The following is a 14,218-nucleotide window of genomic DNA, read 5'->3' as shown; positions in this document are numbered from 1 at the left end:
GACGGGGCACCACCCGCCCAGCCTGCCGCCCGCACGGCATCACCGGGTGAGGGCGGTCAGCGCCCCGCGGTCGCCCGGCGCCTGGAGCGCAGGTACCAGGCCGCCGCGGCGGCGGTCAGCCCACCGCCCGCACCGAGGGCCGCCACGCTCATGGTGCTGCCGCCGCCGGCGGCACCCGTGGCGACGCCGGCATGCACGGCCGTGGAGGCGCCGGGCGTGTGGCAGGTTCCGCCGCTCACCATGGCCAGGTGCATCTTGACCACGGGCCGCGTGGCCTTGGCGGCGGCGACGGCCGCGGAGCTGGAGCCCCTGGAGATCTCCCGGTCGATCATGGCCAGCGTCTCGGTGTGCGCGGCGGACTGCAGCTTGAGCCACGCCGCGTCGTATCCGGAGGTGCCCGCCTTGCGCTGTACGGCGGCGAGCGACCGGCGCTGCGCGGCGCTCGGGCCGCTGGGCAGCGAGACGTTCAGCTTGCGCGCCAGCGCCCGGACGTCCGAGTCGAGCTTGGTGTGGTCGGTGACGAACTTCGCGGCGACCTGGCGCACACAGGCGGTGGTGGCGTGGTTCGCGGCGTCCTTGCCCGCGGCGATCTCCGCGAGGTTGCCCTGGTGGGCGGCGCGCACGAACGACGTGTCCTGCGTGCTCGGGCCGGCGGCGAACGCGGGCGCGGCGGCCGGCAAGACGCCGCAGAGCGCGGTCAGGGTGAGCGCGGCCGAGGTCCTTGTCCGGTGCATCAGGGAGTGCTCCTTCCGACCAGTGCGCGGACGACGCCCCGCGCCGGTCCAGCTCGGAATGCGGGCGACCGGTACGGTGCCCGACCTCGCATGCCTTCCACGGACCGTGCCCAAAGGAAGGCGACACGCCGCACTGTCACCCGATCGGCCCGGATAATCACCCCTTCAGCCGACATGGGGTGAAGCGCAGGGAGTAGGTGCGGCCCTCGACGCCCCACTCCCCGGCCGGTGGCCGCAGGCCGGCGTCGATGGCCCGCAGGGTGGGGCGGCCGATATGGGCGTAGACGAGGCGTCGTACTCCGTGCCGTGCCGCCCACTCCCCCACCGCCTGCACGCCGGCGTGGCCGCCCACACCGCCCCGGAACCGTATGGGCCGGTCCCAGGCGGCGGCCTCGGCGAACATCAGGTCCGCCCCCGCGGCCCAGGCCGGGCACTCCCAGAACTCCGGTGCCCACACCGCCGTCACGTCCCCGGCGCGGATGAGGTAGCCGTACGCCGGGTGGGAGGTGTGGGCCACCGGGCAGCGGCGCACCTCGACCTCACCGGCCTGGAAGTCGCCCGCGCGGACGCGGACATCGCGCAGGGCCGCCCGTTGCCGCAGGGCGGACCGCAGTTCGGAGCTCTCGTCGGTGACCAGCCACGCGTCCAGGCGTCCGGGCGGCGGTTCGGCCCCGGGGCCGCCGTCGAAGGCCACCCGGTGTCCCGGGCAGCGCAGCAGCAGGCCCGCCGGGGCGAACCGCGGCGAGTTCATCGCTCCGACGCCGAGGAGCGTCAGCCGCAGCCAGTGATGCATGGGACCGAGCCGGTGGTTCATGCGACCGGGGTGTGGTCCGGACGGTTGTGCCTCACTCGCCGGACGTGATCCCGGCACTGCGGTTCCCGGCGGTCCGGGTCTTGGGAATCCTGACGGTCAGCACGCCGTCCCGGAGCGTCGCCTCGATGTGGTCGCCGTCGGCCTCGCCGGGCAGCGGCATCCGGTACTCGAAGCGGCCCGTACGCCTCATGGCCTGGTGGATGGTGCCGGTCTGCTCCCGTTGCCTGATCTCGCCGCTGATGATCAGCTCGCGGTCGCCCAGCTCGATGTCGATGTCCTCCCGCTGCACACCGGGCAGGTCGATCTCGAACAGGTAGGCGTCGTCCGTCTCGGAGAAGTCGGCCGGCGGGGACCAGGGCATGCCCGCGGCCACGGGTGTCCAGGGCGGCGCGCCCGGGGTGGCGGGCACCCTGCCGAGCGTGGACTCCAGCAGCGACCCCATGCGGTTGACCAGGGCGTGGAACTCGGCCAGCGGGTCCCTCATCCAGCCGGGGAACGGCCGCTCGGCAAGCCTGCCGGAGGGGCGTCGTGCAGGCAGAGCCATGGCAGTGCGTCTCCTTGTGCGAGTGGTTTCGGACCGCCGGCGCCGCGTTCTCACCCGGCGCAGGTCAGGGCGCCGTTCTCAGGCCCGCGCCCGGTGGTGCCGCCGAGGAGAGCCAGGTGAGGACGCGGCTGACGTCCGAGCTGCTGACGATGCCCACGAGGCGGCCCTCCGCCAGCACCAGCGCGCGGCGCGCCGGGCTCGTGTCCAGGGCCGGCAGGAGCTGGACCAGGGGATCGTCGGGGCAGGCGGTCGGGATGTCGCCGACCGGGATCATCACGGTGTCGACCGTGGCCGAGCCCCGGTCCTCCACCGGCACCCGTCCCGCGCTCCGCACGCCGACCAGCCCGAGCGGACGGCCCGTCTCGTCGGTGACCGGGAAGGCGGAGTGCCGGTAGCGCCACGGCGGGCCGCCGAGGAAGTCCCGGACGGTCGTGCCGGCCGGAACGGTCACGGGGTCCGCGGTCATGGCCTGCCGGACCGGCACGGAGCGCAGCAGCTCGCGCAGACCGGCCTGGCTGCCCTCCATCGTCGCCATGGCCACCATGAACCAGCCGATCAGCATCAGCCACAGGCCGCCCCCGAACCCGCCCTGCAGCACCTCGTAGAGCCCGACGGCCACCAGGATCCAGCCCAGGACGCGTCCGGCGCCGGTGGCGATCCCGGTGGCCCGCAGGCGGTTGCCGGTGCGCCACCACACCAGCGCCCGCAGCAGCCGGCCACCGTCGAGGGGCGCGGCGGGCAGCACGTTGAACACCGCCAGCAGGACGTTGATGCCGGCGAGCCAGCCCAGCGCCTCCACCAGCAGCACCGGGCCGCGCAGCGCGTGGGCCCACCAGGTGAGCAGGACGAACACGCCGCCCAGCAGCAGGCTGACCAGCGGCCCGACTCCCGCGATGCGCAGTTCCGCCACGGGGGTGGGCGCCTCGCTGTGCAGGCGTGCCGCCCCGCCCAGCAGCCACAGCGTGATCTCGTCACCGCCGACGCCGTGGCGACGGGCCACCAGCATGTGGCTGATCTCGTGGGCCAGCAGGGACAGCAGGAACACCACGGCGGTCGCCAGTCCCGTGAGCCAGTACGCCCAGCCCGGCTCGCCCGGGTGGGCACGGGGAAGGCGCCCCTGCGCCAGACCGAAGGCGATCAGGGCGAAGATGATCAGCACGCTCCAGTGGATGCCGACGCGGATGCCGGCGATCCGGCCGAGTGTGAAGGTCGCGCCCACGGCCGCCACCTCCTTCGTGCCCTGGGTACCCAGCGGGCGGGTGACTACGTGACCGCCCGGCAGCGGCTGCGGTCAGCGTTCCCCGGTGTCGCGTGGGGCCGGCGGACGTGCCGTGCCCGCGAGGGAACCGGTGTGCCGGGTGCGGGTCTCGGGCCCGGCGGGGCGGGTGGCCGGGCCGGCGAGGTCGGTGCGCCGGTTGTTCTTCGGCGCCGGGGTACGGCCGTCCGCGGCGCGGGCGCCCGCCGACGGGGCACGGGGTGGCCGCAGCTGCTCGTGCAGCGGCGGTGGCTGTTCGGCCCAGATGGTCTTGCCGTCGGGCGTGTGCCGGGTGCCCCAGCGCTCGGCGAGCTGGCCCACCAGGTACAGGCCGCGCCCGCCCTCGTCCAGTTCGCGGGCCCGGCGCAGGTGCGGGGTCGTACTGCTGGCGTCCGAGACCTCGCAGATCAGGGCGGCGTCGTGGATCAGGCGCAGCTGGATCGGCGGGCGGGCGTGGCGGATGGCGTTGGTGACCAGCTCGCTGACGATCAGCTCGGTGGTGGCGCTGGCGTCCTGCAGTCCCCAGGCGGTGAGCTGGCCCGCGGCCTGCCGGCGTGCGTCGACGACCACCGCCGGATCGGCCGGCAGGTTCCACGAGGCCACATGGGACTCGCCCATGATGTGGGTGCGTGCGACGAGCAGGGCGGCGTCGTCGTCGGGCCGGCCGGGCAGCAGCGCCTCGACGAGGCGGTCGCAGGTCGCCTCCAGCGAGGGCGCGGGCCGGGACAGGACGTCCAGCAGGGCCCGCTGCCCGGAGCCGATGTCCCGGTGGCGGGTCTCGACCAGGCCGTCGGTGAACAGCACGAGCAGACTGTCCTCGGGCACTCCGGTCTCGGCGGCTTCGAACGGCAGGCCGCCCACGCCCAGCGGCGGCCCCGGCACCACGCTCAGGAAGCGCGCGCTGCCGTCGGGGGTGACGAGCGCTGGGGCGGGATGGCCCGCGCTGGCCATGGTGCAGTGCCCGGAGACCGGGTCGTAGACGGCGTAGAGGCAGGTGGCGCCGACCGCGCCGGCCGACTCGATGCCCTCTTCGGTCTCTTGGAGGATGAGGTCGTCGAGCTGGGTCAGCAGCTCGTCGGGGGAGAGATCCACGTCGGCGAGGGTGCGGACGGCCGTGCGCAGCCGGCCCATGGCCGCCGAGGCGTGGATGCCGTGGCCCACGACGTCGCCGACGACCAGGGCGACCCGGGCGCCGGAGAGCGGGATGACGTCGAACCAGTCGCCGCCCACACCGGCCTGGAGGCCGGCCGGCAGATACCGGGTTCCCGTCTCCACGGCGAGCTGGGCCCGCCTGTGGTGCGGGAGCAGGCTGCGTTGCAGGACCAGGTCGGCGCCGTCGTCCTCCTGCGGCAGCTCGGCCTGGAGGAACCACTGGACGTGTTGTTCGGCGTCCATCAGCGGGCAGGCCCGCACATGGGCGTCCACCTGACGTCCGTCGCGGTCGCGGAGTGCGACCCGTCCCGCCCAGGCCTGCCGCCGGAGGCCGCACGTCCTGGCCGGGTCGGGCAGGCGGGCGGCGAGGAGATCCGCCGCCGGACGCCCCACGGCCTCTGCGGGCGTGTAACCGAGGAGGAGCCGGGCGCCGCGGCTCCACGCGGTCACGACGCCCTGCGCGTCGACGGCCGCGACGGCCGTGTCCGTCACCTGCGGAGTGCCCTGTGTACGCATGACTCTCAGTTCCGCACATGTTTGGGGGCGGTGACCTCTTCATATGTCAGCACCGGGGGGGGCGGCCGGGCATTCCCGTGCGGGCGCCCCGCACGCCGAACAGTCCGGGGCCGGCGAGGTGTCAGCGCAGCCGGCGTGAGGTCACGGTGAACTGGGCGCCGTCGGGATCGCGCAGCACGGCTTCGTCCTCGCCCTCGTACAGGACGCTGCCGCCGTGGTGCTCCGCCGCCCGGGCGCACGGTTCCACCTCGGGTACGGCGAAATGGACCTGCCAGTGCGGCCGGACCGACGGGTCGGGCGGCGCCTCCACCGCGCCCGACTCGATGCGGGCCACGATGTCGCCCTGATGGCGCAGCAGCACCCCGCCGCCCGCGTACTCGACCTCGCAGCAGCCGGGGATGCCCGACGCCCAGTCGAGGACCTGGCCGTAGAAGATGGCGGCGTCGAAGGCGTCGCGGGTGTGCAGGGTGATGAACGTGGATCCCGCCTGCCGCCATGCCTCCCACTCGGTGACGAGCCGGCCCTGCCAGACCCCGAACGTGGCCCCGTCGCGGTCCGCGACCAGCGCCGCTCTTCCGGGCGGGAAGGAGATCGGCCCCACCGCCACGGTCCCGCTGCGCTCGCGCACGCGGGACACCGCCTGGTCGGCGTTCGTCACCGCGAAGTACGGCGTCCAGGCCACGGCCATCTGCCACATGCCGGCGACCTCCGCGATCCCCGCGACGGGCACGTCGCCCGCCAACGCGGTGCGGAACCGGTCGCCCAGTCGGGCCGGGCGCCACCGCCAGCCCATGACGGCCCCGTAGAAGTCCTGCGTCACCTCCAGGGCGCGGCTGCCGAGACTCACCCAGCAGGGAGCGCCGAACACGGAAGGCGTGGAGACGAGGTCCGCCGCGTCCGGTGAGTGTGTCGTGTCCTGGTTCATGGCCATCGCGCCCTGGTCTCGTACCCGGCAGCCGCCGCTCTGACTGACTCCAGTGTCCATTCAGAGTTCCCGGCCCGCACGCCACCTGCGCACGCCGGGTGTGTCCGGGCCCGCGGACGCTCCCCGCCGGAGGAGCCGCCTCGGGTTCTCATGGTGTACCGGGCCGGGACTCGTAGTGCAGGCTGTGGAAACGGCCGCGGTCCTCCCGTCCGGCGGGGTCGTGGCCCAGCGCCCGTACCGCCGTGATCGCGTACTCCCGTTCCCGTTCGTCGGTGAAGCGCCGCTGGGGGTACGTGCGGGTGGCGTCGAGCGTGGTGTGCAGTCCGCGCGCGGCCAGGGCGTCGACGATCGGCTGGTACGACACCGTGCGCAGTACGAACGCGCTGACCCAGACCGGTCGCCGGGCGCCGTCCAGCAGCGCGGTGAAGGTGCGGGCGGTGACATAGCTGCCTCCGCCGGTCAGCGTGATGAGGCCGACGTCGGCCAGGGCGCGTCTCAGCGCGGGGCCGGGCGGACCCTGTTCCAGGTCGTCGGTGAAGGCGGCGTCCAGCAGACCCACCTCGAGTGCGTACCGCACGGCGGGGGCGGCGACGTCCAGGCCGAACACCGGCACCGCGTCGGGCCGGCGCCGCGCGGCGTAGAACTCCCTGTCCTGCTCGGCGAGCCGGGCCGTGGACAGCTCCTGGCGGTCGGGCGAGACGTACCGCTCGTACAGGTCGGCCAGGGTGATGTCGTGGTTGAGGAGCGCGGCGTTGATGCCGTACGAGCAGCACACGTCCAGCACGGCCGGCCTGCCGGGGTGGCCGTCGTCGAGTGCCGCCCGTTCGGCGGCGGCGCGGCGGAAGACCGGCTGGGCGTGGTGCGGGATCTCGTACTCCAGCGGGGCGAGCCGCCGGAAGTACGTCCGGGGATCCGGCCGGTCGTAGATGTCGTCGAACCGGGCCTTGCCGCCCGCAACGCCCGCGGAGCCCCCTGTGCCCGACCCGGACATGCCGTACTCCTCCTCGCGGGACACATGTGTGTGTCTCCATCATGTCCCCGTCCCGGCGTACCGGGATCTCCGCCACACCCGGGAGCACACAGGTGCACCCGGTCGCCGCCCGGCGGGATCCGGGCCGTGCACCTACGGTGGTCGAAGGGGCACCGACGAGCCGAGCCGCCGTAACGGAGGAGGCCGCGATGGAGGAGCACTTCGTCTGGGTGACGACTCGCCGCATTCGGCCGGGCACCCTGGAGGACTTCGAGAAGGCGTGGCGGCCGGGCGCCCATCCGCAGGGGATGCGCCGCGCCTACGCCTACTGGTCCGAGGACGGCCAGGAGATCACCGGGGTGTCGTTCTGGGACTCCCAGGAGTCGTGCGACGCGTGGCGCGCCTCCGAACCGGAGGAACAGCGGCGTGCCGCCATGGCGCCGTACGTCGTGGAGGAGCGGGAGGGCTTCTACCGTGGCCGGGAGCTCGCCGTTCCCGGCAGCTCCGGGTGAGGGCCGCGGCGCCCGGCGGTGCCCGTGCCGCGCCCTCACAGGTCCGTCTGTTCCTCCTCGCCGGTGAGGAACCGGTCGAGCTGCTCGGCCTGCCGGAACGCCGACGTGCGGGCGCCCTCCGGGGCGAGAGCGGCCTGCAGCCGGTCGATGACGTCCGGGCGGGGTGAGTGCTCGACCTCGTCGCGCAGCGCGGCGGCCTCCGCCTCGACCTCGTGCACCGCGTCCGCGAGCCGGGCCAGTGCCTCGGGCGGCGCCGCCGAGCGCAGCCCTGGCAGGACGGCGCTCTCGAACTGCTCGCCGTGCCGGTGGACCGTGATGATGAGGTGCCGGACGAGTGGTTCGAACGGGCCGCTGCCGGTGTCGGTGTACTCGAGGTCCTTCATCGTCTCCTCGGCGCGGACCAGGTCCGTCGCCTGCTGCCGTACGAGCAGGTCGCCGCCGGGCACATACCGGCGCACGGTGCTGTGCAGCCGGCGGTCGGCCACGGCCATGTCGCAGGCCAGGGCGACGGCTGCGCGCTTCAGGCAGGTCCTGCGTCCCGGGTCGCCGGTCGGGAGCCGCAGGGTCTCCGTGAGGATCCGTTCCGTCTCGCGCCGCGGCCGGGTCAGGGTGGTGGTGATGTCGGTGCCATGTGCCATGTCCGTGCTCCCTGAACAGCTCCCGCGTACCCCGGCACACCGCGCTCGGCACACATCCCGGCGGTGTCCCCGCCCGTGTCCCGCCCGCGCGCCCGGACGAAGCCCCCTCGTGCACCAGCCGCGCACCAGCAACAAGCCTCCTCGTGCATCAGCGGCGCACCTCGAAGCCCCCGCGGCCGTCGAACCGCACCTCGCGCACCGCGTCGAATCCGTCCGCCGCCGTCGGCTCGCGCAGGCGCTTCAGCGTGGCCAGGACGCCGACGTCCGGGACGCGCTCCCGGCCCTCGCGGGCCGCGTTGCGGCGCAGCGAGCCGGTCACGTCCGGCGGGAACCAGTACGCGGTCGCCGTCGCCCCGTGGGCGTGGGCCGCCTCCACCAGCGGGCCCCACTCCGCCGGCGACGGATTGGTGTTGTCCACCGCCACCGGCCTGCCGACCGCGAGGTGCTCGGCGACGAGCCGCATCTGCCGCTGCTGCCTGTTCCTGGCGCCCCGCGGGAACAGGTCCTTGCTGACCAGCGCGTACCGGTCGGACAGACACCGCTCGTAGAAGGTGGACTTCCCGGAAGCCTGCAGCCCGACCAGCACGGCCAGATCCACTCCAGTGGCCATGCACGCCACGATGTCACGCGACCGGCGGACGGGCGAAGGCGCGCGAACCGCCCGCTCCCCCGGGCTGACGGACGTGGCGCGGGATCCGGCTGCCGGGTGACGCCCGGCGCCCGCGCCCGTTTACCGGCAATCTGGTACGAAAGCACCGAGAAGGGCCATGCGGCGCACGGCCGCTTCCCGCACTCGCATCGTGGGAGCACTTCTGATGAAACGTCGTGAGGGAGCGGTCATGAACAGCACTGGCGGTGTGGTCGTGGGCGTACTGGGCTCCTACGGGGGCCGCAACGTGGGTGACGAGGCGATCCTCACGGCCCTGCTGGACCGGGTACGGGCCGGGCGGCCGGACGCGCGCTTCGTCGTCTTCTCCCGCAATCCGGCTCACACCCGGGGCGCGCATCCGGACGTCGAGGTCGTCGGCTGGGAGGGGGTGTGCCGGGAGGGCATCTCGGACCATCTGCGCCGGCTGAACGTGCTCGTGCTCGGCGGTGGCGGGATCCTCTACGACACCGAGGCGCGCCGCTATCTGCGACTGGCCCGCACCGCCCAGGAGCTCGGCGTACCCGTCTTCGTCTACGCCGTCGGGGCCGGACCGCTGACCGACGAGGCGGACTGTACGTGGGTCCGCACGGTGCTCTCCGACGCGGTCGAGGTGACGGTCCGCGACGAGGAGTCGAAGCTCGTGCTCGAGGAGGCCGGGCTCACCCGGCCGGTGTCCGTCACCGCCGACCCGGCGCTGCTGCTGGAGCCGGGCGACCGCGGCCGGGCGCTGCTGCGGGCCGAGGCCGTGCCGCGCCGGACGCGGCTGGTGGGCATGAGCGTGCGGGAGCCGGGGCGGGCTGCCGAGCACCTCGACGAGGAGGGCTACCACCAGCTCCTCGCGAGCGTGGGCGACTTCCTCGTCCACCGCCTGGACGCCCATGTCGTCTTCGTGTCGATGGAGAGGGGCGACATCCGGCACGCGCACGCCGTGGTGTCCCGCATGGCCATGGCGGACCGCTGCTCGGTGCTGCACGGCGACCACGGCCCGCAGCAGGTCCTCGACATCGTCGCGCAGCTGGACCTGGCCGTCGGCATGCGGCTGCACTTCCTGATCTTCTCCGCACTCGCGGGCATTCCGGTGCTGCCCCTGCCGTACGCCGGGAAGGTCTTCGACTTCGCCCAGCGGATCGGCGCGCCGGCGCTGCGCGGCGTGATCAGGGAGACGACGGGCCTGCTGCTGGCGGAAGTGGACCGCCTGTGGGACGAGCGCCCGGCCCGGACGGCCGACGCGGCCGTCCGTACGGCCGCCCTGCGGTTGCGGGCGGCGCAGACCGCCGACCGTCTCCTCGCCCATCTGGACGCGGCCGCCGCGCACTCCGTCGTCCGGGACGGCACACCGGTGCCGGCCTCCGCCGCGGGCTGAAAGCCGATGCCCAGGGGGTTCTGACCGCCACCGGGTTCCGAGGAGGGACCGTGACCTACCTGAAGCCGCCCCGCGTCCCCAGGACAGTGGAGCTTCCGCCCCGCCAGGCGCTGCACGCGGGCTCCACCCAGGTGCTGGTGGTCGGCGGCGGGCCGGCCGGCATCGGCGCCGCCGTCGGCGCCGCGAACGCGGGCGCGGAGGTGGTCCTTGTGGAGCGCTACGGCTTCCTCGGCGGCAACGCCACCGCGGCCCTGGTGATGCCGCTGATGAGCTTCCACAACGAGATCAAGCAGGCGGTGGGCGGCGACACCGCGCGCCTGCTGCCGCCCGATCACGGCGAGGGCGAACCGGTGGTCGCGGGGGTGCTGTGGACGCTGCTCGACCGGCTCGTGCGCACGGGAGCGGCGATCCGGCCCTCACTGGACACCGGCTACACCGTGCCCTTCGACCCCGAGCTGTTCAAGCTGGTGGCGTACGAGCTGCTGGAGGACCACGAGGTCCGTACGCTGCTCCACGCCTTCGCCTCCGATGTGCTCAGCCTGCCCGACCGGGCACGGGCGGTGTTCGAGACCAAGTCGGGGCCCCTCGTCCTGGACGCGGACGTGATCGTCGACTGCACGGGGGACGGTGACATCGCCGCGGCGGCGGGGGCTGCGTACGAGATCGGGCGGCCGGAGGACGGCTGGACGCAGCCCATGTCGCTGATGTTCCGCATGGTCCGCTTCGGGCACGAGGAGTTCGCCGCGTACACCCGCGCCCACCCGGACCAGTGGCGGGGCGTGCACGGGCTGTGGGATCTGGTCCGGGCCGCCACGGACGCCGGGGAACTGGATCTTCCACGCGAGGACATCCTCTTCTTCGCGACCCCGAACAGCGGCGAGGTGGCGGTCAACTCCACCCGTGTCACCGAGGCGCTCGGCACCAGCGTCTGGGACCTCACCCGCGCGGAGTTCACCGCCCACCGGCAGATGGCGCAGATCGCCCGCTTCCTGCGCGAGCGCGTGCCCGGTTTCGCCGACTCCTACGTCGTCCAGAGCGGCGTGCAGGTCGGCGTCCGCGAGACACGCCGGATCACCGGCGACTACCAGCTGACCGGCGAAGACGTCCTGAAGGCCCGCAAGTTCGACGACGCCGTCGCCCGCGGCGCCTACCCGGTCGACATCCACAACCCGAGCGGCCGCGGCACCCTGCTCAAACGGCTGCCGCGCGGCGAGTCCTACGACATCCCCCTGCGCTGTCTCCTCCCCCGCGGCCTGGAGCGGATCCTGGTCGCCGGCCGGTGCATCTCCGGCGACCACGTGGCCCACTCCTCCTACCGCGTCATGCCGATCTCCATGGCCACCGGCCAGGCGGCGGGCGTCTGCGCGGCGCTCGCGGCGACCGGCGGCCGGCGGCCCCGCGACGTCCCCGCCAGCGCGGTCCAGCGGGAACTGCGCGCCCAGGGCGCAAGCCTCCCCTGAGCATCCGGCGGCCCGCGCGACATCCGGCGCGCCGGACGCGCCCCAGGTGACGCCGCGGCCCGCCGGGGTACGCGAACGCCGTCGCCGACCCGGCTGCGGGAGCAGGAGACGGGCGAACGGCTGGTGGACCGGCCGGCGAGCTGAGGCGACGGCCGTATTCGGGCGCCCGCACGGGGGTACCCCGGGTCGCATGGCCGGTATCGAACTCAGAAGCGCAGCCTTCAGCGACCACAGCATGATCCCGCGCCGTCACGCGCATGACGCGGACAACGTCTCCCCGCCGCTGGCCTGGTCCGGCGTGCCGGAGGACGCGGCGGAACTGGCCCTGCTGTGCGAGGACCCGGACGCCCCGTCAGGAACCTTCCTGCACTGGCTCGTCACCGGTATCGATCCGCACACCGGGGGCCTGGACGCCGGCGAGACGCCCCAGGGCAGCCGGCCGCACCGCAACGGCTTCGGGGAGCGGGGCTGGGGCGGCCCGCAGCCGCCGGTCGGCGACGAGGCCCACCGCTACTTCTTCCGCCTCTACGCCCTGCCCGCCCCGGTCTCGCTCCCGGACCGGGCCACCCCCGACGAGGCACACGCCGTCCTCGAACGGGAGCAACTGGCGAGCGGCACCATCGTGGGGCTCTACCAGCGCTGACCGGGCCGCCGCCCGGCCCCGGATGCGCGACCGGGCCGGGGCGGCGGCACTCGCGGTGCACGCCGGTGCCCCACCGCGCGGTGCACGCCGGTGATCAACGGCGGGGTGCGCGCCGGTGAACCACCGGGCGGTGGACGCCGGTGATCAACGGGCGGACCCGCCTCCCACCGCCAGGACCGCCTGGTCGATGCGGTCGGCCAGGTCGAGGTCGCGCGGGGTCACCGCCTGTACCGAGCGAGTCTGCAGGGTGAACCGCACCCCGTCCGGTGTCCGCTGCGTCCGCGGGTGTTCGCCGAGCTCGTCGGCGGCGCGCTCGACCTGTGTCAGCAGCAGCTGAACGCGGCCGGCCGGCAGTGCCACGGTGCGGGACAGCCCGTGGGTGTCACCGGTCCAGCCGGGGCGATCCCGCAGCGCGGCGGCGACCTCCTCCCCGGTCAGGGGGCCGGGGCGTCCGTGGCGCGGCTCGAGCGCTCGGGCATCACGTCGGGCTCCACGAACAGCGTGCCGAACTCGTCGGGCAGGGCGCTGCGCAGGTCCGACTCCAGGCCCGCGTCCTCGGCCGTGATCCGGCCGACCACGGTCTTGGCCAGGAACAGCGCCTGCTCCGGGGTGGCCCCCACGGGCCGCGCCACGTCGGCCAGCAGCTCGTCGAGCCGCACGTCGGAATCGTCCGCGGCGCCGCCTTGTTCCAGCACGCCCCGCTCGTGGGCGGGTACGGCCTGCCGCAGATGTTCCCGGCGTGGCGGGTCGAGGCGCCGGCCCAGCGCCGCGAGTACGAGGTGGACGGCGGCGTCGGCGGCCTCCGTGTCGTCGAGCCGGGCCCGAGAGGCCACCTCTTCCACCAGATGCCGATGGGTGATCATGCTGCCTCCCGCTGGTAGTTCGCGTACCGACGGGTGCCCCTGGGCCGTTGTGGATACACCGCCGCACCTGTCACGCGTGTCCCGCTGCCACGTGTATCCGCCGAAGGAGACATGGATCGCCGTATTCGTGGTAGTTCGGCACGTGCGGCACGGAAGCGCTGTGCAGAAGACGACGTTCCGGAGGTACGAACATGGCTACGGCACAGATGGTGCGCGACGTGATGACCGCCCCGCCGGTCGAGGTCGACCCGAACGCCTACGTGACCGACGTCGCCCGCCGTATGCGGGACGAGGACATCGGCGCGGTCGTGGTGACGGAGGAAGGCCACCCGCGCGGCCTGGTCACGGACCGGGACCTGACCGTGCGGATCCTCGCCGAGGGCGGCGACATCAGCGGTGTCCGGGTCCAGGACGCGTGCAGCACGGACCTGGTCACGCTCAAGCCCGACGACCCGGTCGACCGCGCCGCCGAGCTGATGAGGGAGAAGGCGGTGCGCCGGCTCCCGGTGGTCGATCCCGACCGGGACTGCGTCGTCGGCATCGTCTCGCTGGGCGACCTGGCCGTCGAACGCGACACCGACTCGGCGCTGAGCGAGATCAGCGCGGCACGACCGAACACCTAGTCCTCGGTCGCGGGCAGCACACGGCCGCGCGGAAGGAGAGACGCACGGAAGCAGAGAAGGAGAGAAAGGGGGAAGACCATGGATCACGACACGTTCATCGGGCAGGTACAGGCACGCGCCCGCCTCGACAGCCGCGGCAGCGCCGAGGCCGCCACCCGCGCCACGCTGGAAACCCTCGGCGAACGCATCCCCGCCTCCCTGGCGGGCAACCTCGCCGAGCAACTGCCGCGCGAGATCGGCGAGCACCTGCGCCGGGTCGCCACGGCACCGGACCAGCCGGACACCGGCATCCGGATGGACCACGGCACCTTCATCGACCGTGTCGCGGAGCGCGCGGGCGCCGACAGGGCGAAGGCGGCCCACGAGGCCCGCACCGTCATGGAGGTCGTGGGCGAGGCCACCCAGGGCGGCATGACGGACAAGGTCAGGCAGTCACTGGACGACGAACTCGCCCGGGTGCTCTTCGCCGGCAGCACCGGCGGCATCGCCTGACCCCGGGCTCGTCTTCGGCCGCCGGCTCGGCGACGAGCCGGCGGATCTGCGTGAGGACCGTCGGC

Annotated in this window: 16 protein-coding genes and 1 pseudogene; 6 read left to right on the top strand and 11 right to left on the bottom strand. The window is 74.0% G+C overall.

Going from position 1 to position 14,218, the window contains the following annotated elements; genetic code table 11:
• Positions 1-56 precede the first annotated feature (56 nt).
• The 7 genes and pseudogenes from OG956_RS34995 to OG956_RS34960 form a co-directional block, all read right to left on the bottom strand.
• A complete protein-coding gene (locus OG956_RS34995; RefSeq protein ID WP_330342035.1) occupies positions 57-734 on the bottom strand; it encodes a DUF4142 domain-containing protein in 678 nt (225 codons plus the stop codon).
• A 157-nt stretch (positions 735-891) separates the two neighbouring features.
• Positions 892-1,527, bottom strand: a complete 636-nt coding sequence (locus OG956_RS34990) for an MBL fold metallo-hydrolase (protein WP_330342034.1) — start codon at positions 1,525-1,527, stop codon at positions 892-894.
• A 52-nt stretch (positions 1,528-1,579) separates the two neighbouring features.
• Positions 1,580-2,092 (bottom strand): Hsp20/alpha crystallin family protein, encoded by a 513-nt coding sequence (locus OG956_RS34985; protein ID WP_330342033.1) that lies wholly within the window; start codon positions 2,090-2,092, stop codon positions 1,580-1,582.
• A 64-nt stretch (positions 2,093-2,156) separates the two neighbouring features.
• On the bottom strand, positions 2,157-3,311 hold the full coding sequence (locus OG956_RS34980; protein ID WP_330342032.1) for a site-2 protease family protein: 1,155 nt from the start codon (positions 3,309-3,311) through the stop codon (positions 2,157-2,159).
• A 279-nt stretch (positions 3,312-3,590) separates the two neighbouring features.
• Positions 3,591-5,015, bottom strand: a pseudogene (locus tag OG956_RS34975) (SpoIIE family protein phosphatase); the annotation flags it as partial.
• Between the two features lie 121 nt (positions 5,016-5,136).
• Complete coding sequence (locus OG956_RS34965; RefSeq protein WP_330343029.1) at positions 5,137-5,940, bottom strand: VOC family protein; 804 nt, start codon at positions 5,938-5,940, stop codon at positions 5,137-5,139.
• A 148-nt stretch (positions 5,941-6,088) separates the two neighbouring features.
• Positions 6,089-6,955 (bottom strand): hypothetical protein, encoded by an 867-nt coding sequence (locus tag OG956_RS34960; protein ID WP_330342031.1) that lies wholly within the window; start codon positions 6,953-6,955, stop codon positions 6,089-6,091.
• 164 nt (positions 6,956-7,119) lie between these two features.
• Between OG956_RS34960 and OG956_RS34955 the strand changes: the two genes are divergently transcribed.
• The gene (locus OG956_RS34955) at positions 7,120-7,422 is read left to right on the top strand and encodes an antibiotic biosynthesis monooxygenase (protein WP_330342030.1); all 303 of its coding nucleotides are present in this window, start codon (positions 7,120-7,122) and stop codon (positions 7,420-7,422) included.
• Between the two features lie 35 nt (positions 7,423-7,457).
• Here the strand turns inward: OG956_RS34955 and OG956_RS34950 are convergent, their stop codons facing one another.
• Both OG956_RS34950 and OG956_RS34945 read right to left on the bottom strand, forming a co-directional pair.
• The gene (locus tag OG956_RS34950) at positions 7,458-8,060 is read right to left on the bottom strand and encodes a hypothetical protein (RefSeq protein ID WP_330342029.1); all 603 of its coding nucleotides are present in this window, start codon (positions 8,058-8,060) and stop codon (positions 7,458-7,460) included.
• A gap of 148 nt (positions 8,061-8,208) precedes the next feature.
• Positions 8,209-8,670: an AAA family ATPase gene (locus OG956_RS34945; RefSeq protein ID WP_330342028.1), complete on the bottom strand. Its 462-nt coding sequence runs from the start codon at positions 8,668-8,670 to the stop codon at positions 8,209-8,211.
• 229 nt (positions 8,671-8,899) lie between these two features.
• On the opposite strand from OG956_RS34945, the gene OG956_RS34940 reads away from it, so the two are divergent.
• The 3 genes from OG956_RS34940 to OG956_RS34930 all read left to right on the top strand — a co-directional run bounded on the left by OG956_RS34940 (position 8,900) and on the right by OG956_RS34930 (position 12,175).
• Positions 8,900-10,072: a polysaccharide pyruvyl transferase family protein gene (locus OG956_RS34940; protein ID WP_330342027.1), complete on the top strand. Its 1,173-nt coding sequence runs from the start codon at positions 8,900-8,902 to the stop codon at positions 10,070-10,072.
• 50 nt (positions 10,073-10,122) lie between these two features.
• Positions 10,123-11,532, top strand: coding sequence for an FAD-dependent oxidoreductase (locus tag OG956_RS34935; RefSeq protein ID WP_330342026.1), 1,410 nt, complete (start codon positions 10,123-10,125; stop codon positions 11,530-11,532).
• 190 nt (positions 11,533-11,722) lie between these two features.
• The gene (locus tag OG956_RS34930; protein WP_330342025.1) at positions 11,723-12,175 is read left to right on the top strand and encodes a YbhB/YbcL family Raf kinase inhibitor-like protein; all 453 of its coding nucleotides are present in this window, start codon (positions 11,723-11,725) and stop codon (positions 12,173-12,175) included.
• Positions 12,176-12,319: 144 nt separating this feature from the next.
• Here OG956_RS34930 and OG956_RS34925 read toward each other — a convergent pair whose 3' ends face one another.
• Both OG956_RS34925 and OG956_RS34920 read right to left on the bottom strand, forming a co-directional pair.
• Positions 12,320-12,586: a 4a-hydroxytetrahydrobiopterin dehydratase gene (locus OG956_RS34925; protein WP_330343028.1), complete on the bottom strand. Its 267-nt coding sequence runs from the start codon at positions 12,584-12,586 to the stop codon at positions 12,320-12,322.
• A gap of 23 nt (positions 12,587-12,609) precedes the next feature.
• Entirely contained in the window at positions 12,610-13,038 is a 429-nt protein-coding gene (locus tag OG956_RS34920) for a DUF2267 domain-containing protein (RefSeq protein WP_330342024.1), read from the bottom strand.
• Between the two features lie 191 nt (positions 13,039-13,229).
• Between OG956_RS34920 and OG956_RS34915 the strand changes: the two genes are divergently transcribed.
• Together OG956_RS34915 and OG956_RS34910 are read left to right on the top strand one after the other, a co-directional pair.
• Positions 13,230-13,661, top strand: coding sequence for a CBS domain-containing protein (locus OG956_RS34915; protein WP_330342023.1), 432 nt, complete (start codon positions 13,230-13,232; stop codon positions 13,659-13,661).
• A 78-nt stretch (positions 13,662-13,739) separates the two neighbouring features.
• A complete protein-coding gene (locus tag OG956_RS34910; protein ID WP_330342022.1) occupies positions 13,740-14,153 on the top strand; it encodes a DUF2267 domain-containing protein in 414 nt (137 codons plus the stop codon).
• Positions 14,154-14,218 lie beyond the last annotated feature (65 nt).

Source organism: Streptomyces sp. NBC_00557 (genome assembly GCF_036345995.1).
Taxonomy (GTDB): Bacteria; Actinomycetota; Actinomycetes; order Streptomycetales; family Streptomycetaceae; genus Streptomyces.
Note: the sequence above shows the minus strand (reverse complement) of the source record. Positions and strands in the feature narration are given on the sequence as shown.

Excerpts from the sequence above, each read along its gene's own strand:
- OG956_RS34930 (WP_330342025.1), top strand. The coding sequence starts at position 11,723 with ATGGCCGGTATCGAACTCAGAAGCGCAGCCTTCAGCGACCACAGCATG.
- OG956_RS34990 (WP_330342034.1), bottom strand. The coding sequence starts at position 1,527 with ATGCATCACTGGCTGCGGCTGACGCTCCTCGGCGTCGGAGCGATGAAC.
- OG956_RS34955 (WP_330342030.1), top strand. The coding sequence starts at position 7,120 with ATGGAGGAGCACTTCGTCTGGGTGACGACTCGCCGCATTCGGCCGGGC.
- OG956_RS34995 (WP_330342035.1), bottom strand. The coding sequence starts at position 734 with ATGCACCGGACAAGGACCTCGGCCGCGCTCACCCTGACCGCGCTCTGC.
- OG956_RS34985 (WP_330342033.1), bottom strand. The coding sequence starts at position 2,092 with ATGGCTCTGCCTGCACGACGCCCCTCCGGCAGGCTTGCCGAGCGGCCG.
- OG956_RS34945 (WP_330342028.1), bottom strand. The coding sequence starts at position 8,670 with ATGGCCACTGGAGTGGATCTGGCCGTGCTGGTCGGGCTGCAGGCTTCC.
- OG956_RS34920 (WP_330342024.1), bottom strand. The coding sequence starts at position 13,038 with ATGATCACCCATCGGCATCTGGTGGAAGAGGTGGCCTCTCGGGCCCGG.
- OG956_RS34915 (WP_330342023.1), top strand. The coding sequence starts at position 13,230 with ATGGCTACGGCACAGATGGTGCGCGACGTGATGACCGCCCCGCCGGTC.
- OG956_RS34950 (WP_330342029.1), bottom strand. The coding sequence starts at position 8,060 with ATGGCACATGGCACCGACATCACCACCACCCTGACCCGGCCGCGGCGC.
- OG956_RS34965 (WP_330343029.1), bottom strand. The coding sequence starts at position 5,940 with ATGAACCAGGACACGACACACTCACCGGACGCGGCGGACCTCGTCTCC.
- OG956_RS34940 (WP_330342027.1), top strand. The coding sequence starts at position 8,900 with ATGAACAGCACTGGCGGTGTGGTCGTGGGCGTACTGGGCTCCTACGGG.
- OG956_RS34910 (WP_330342022.1), top strand. The coding sequence starts at position 13,740 with ATGGATCACGACACGTTCATCGGGCAGGTACAGGCACGCGCCCGCCTC.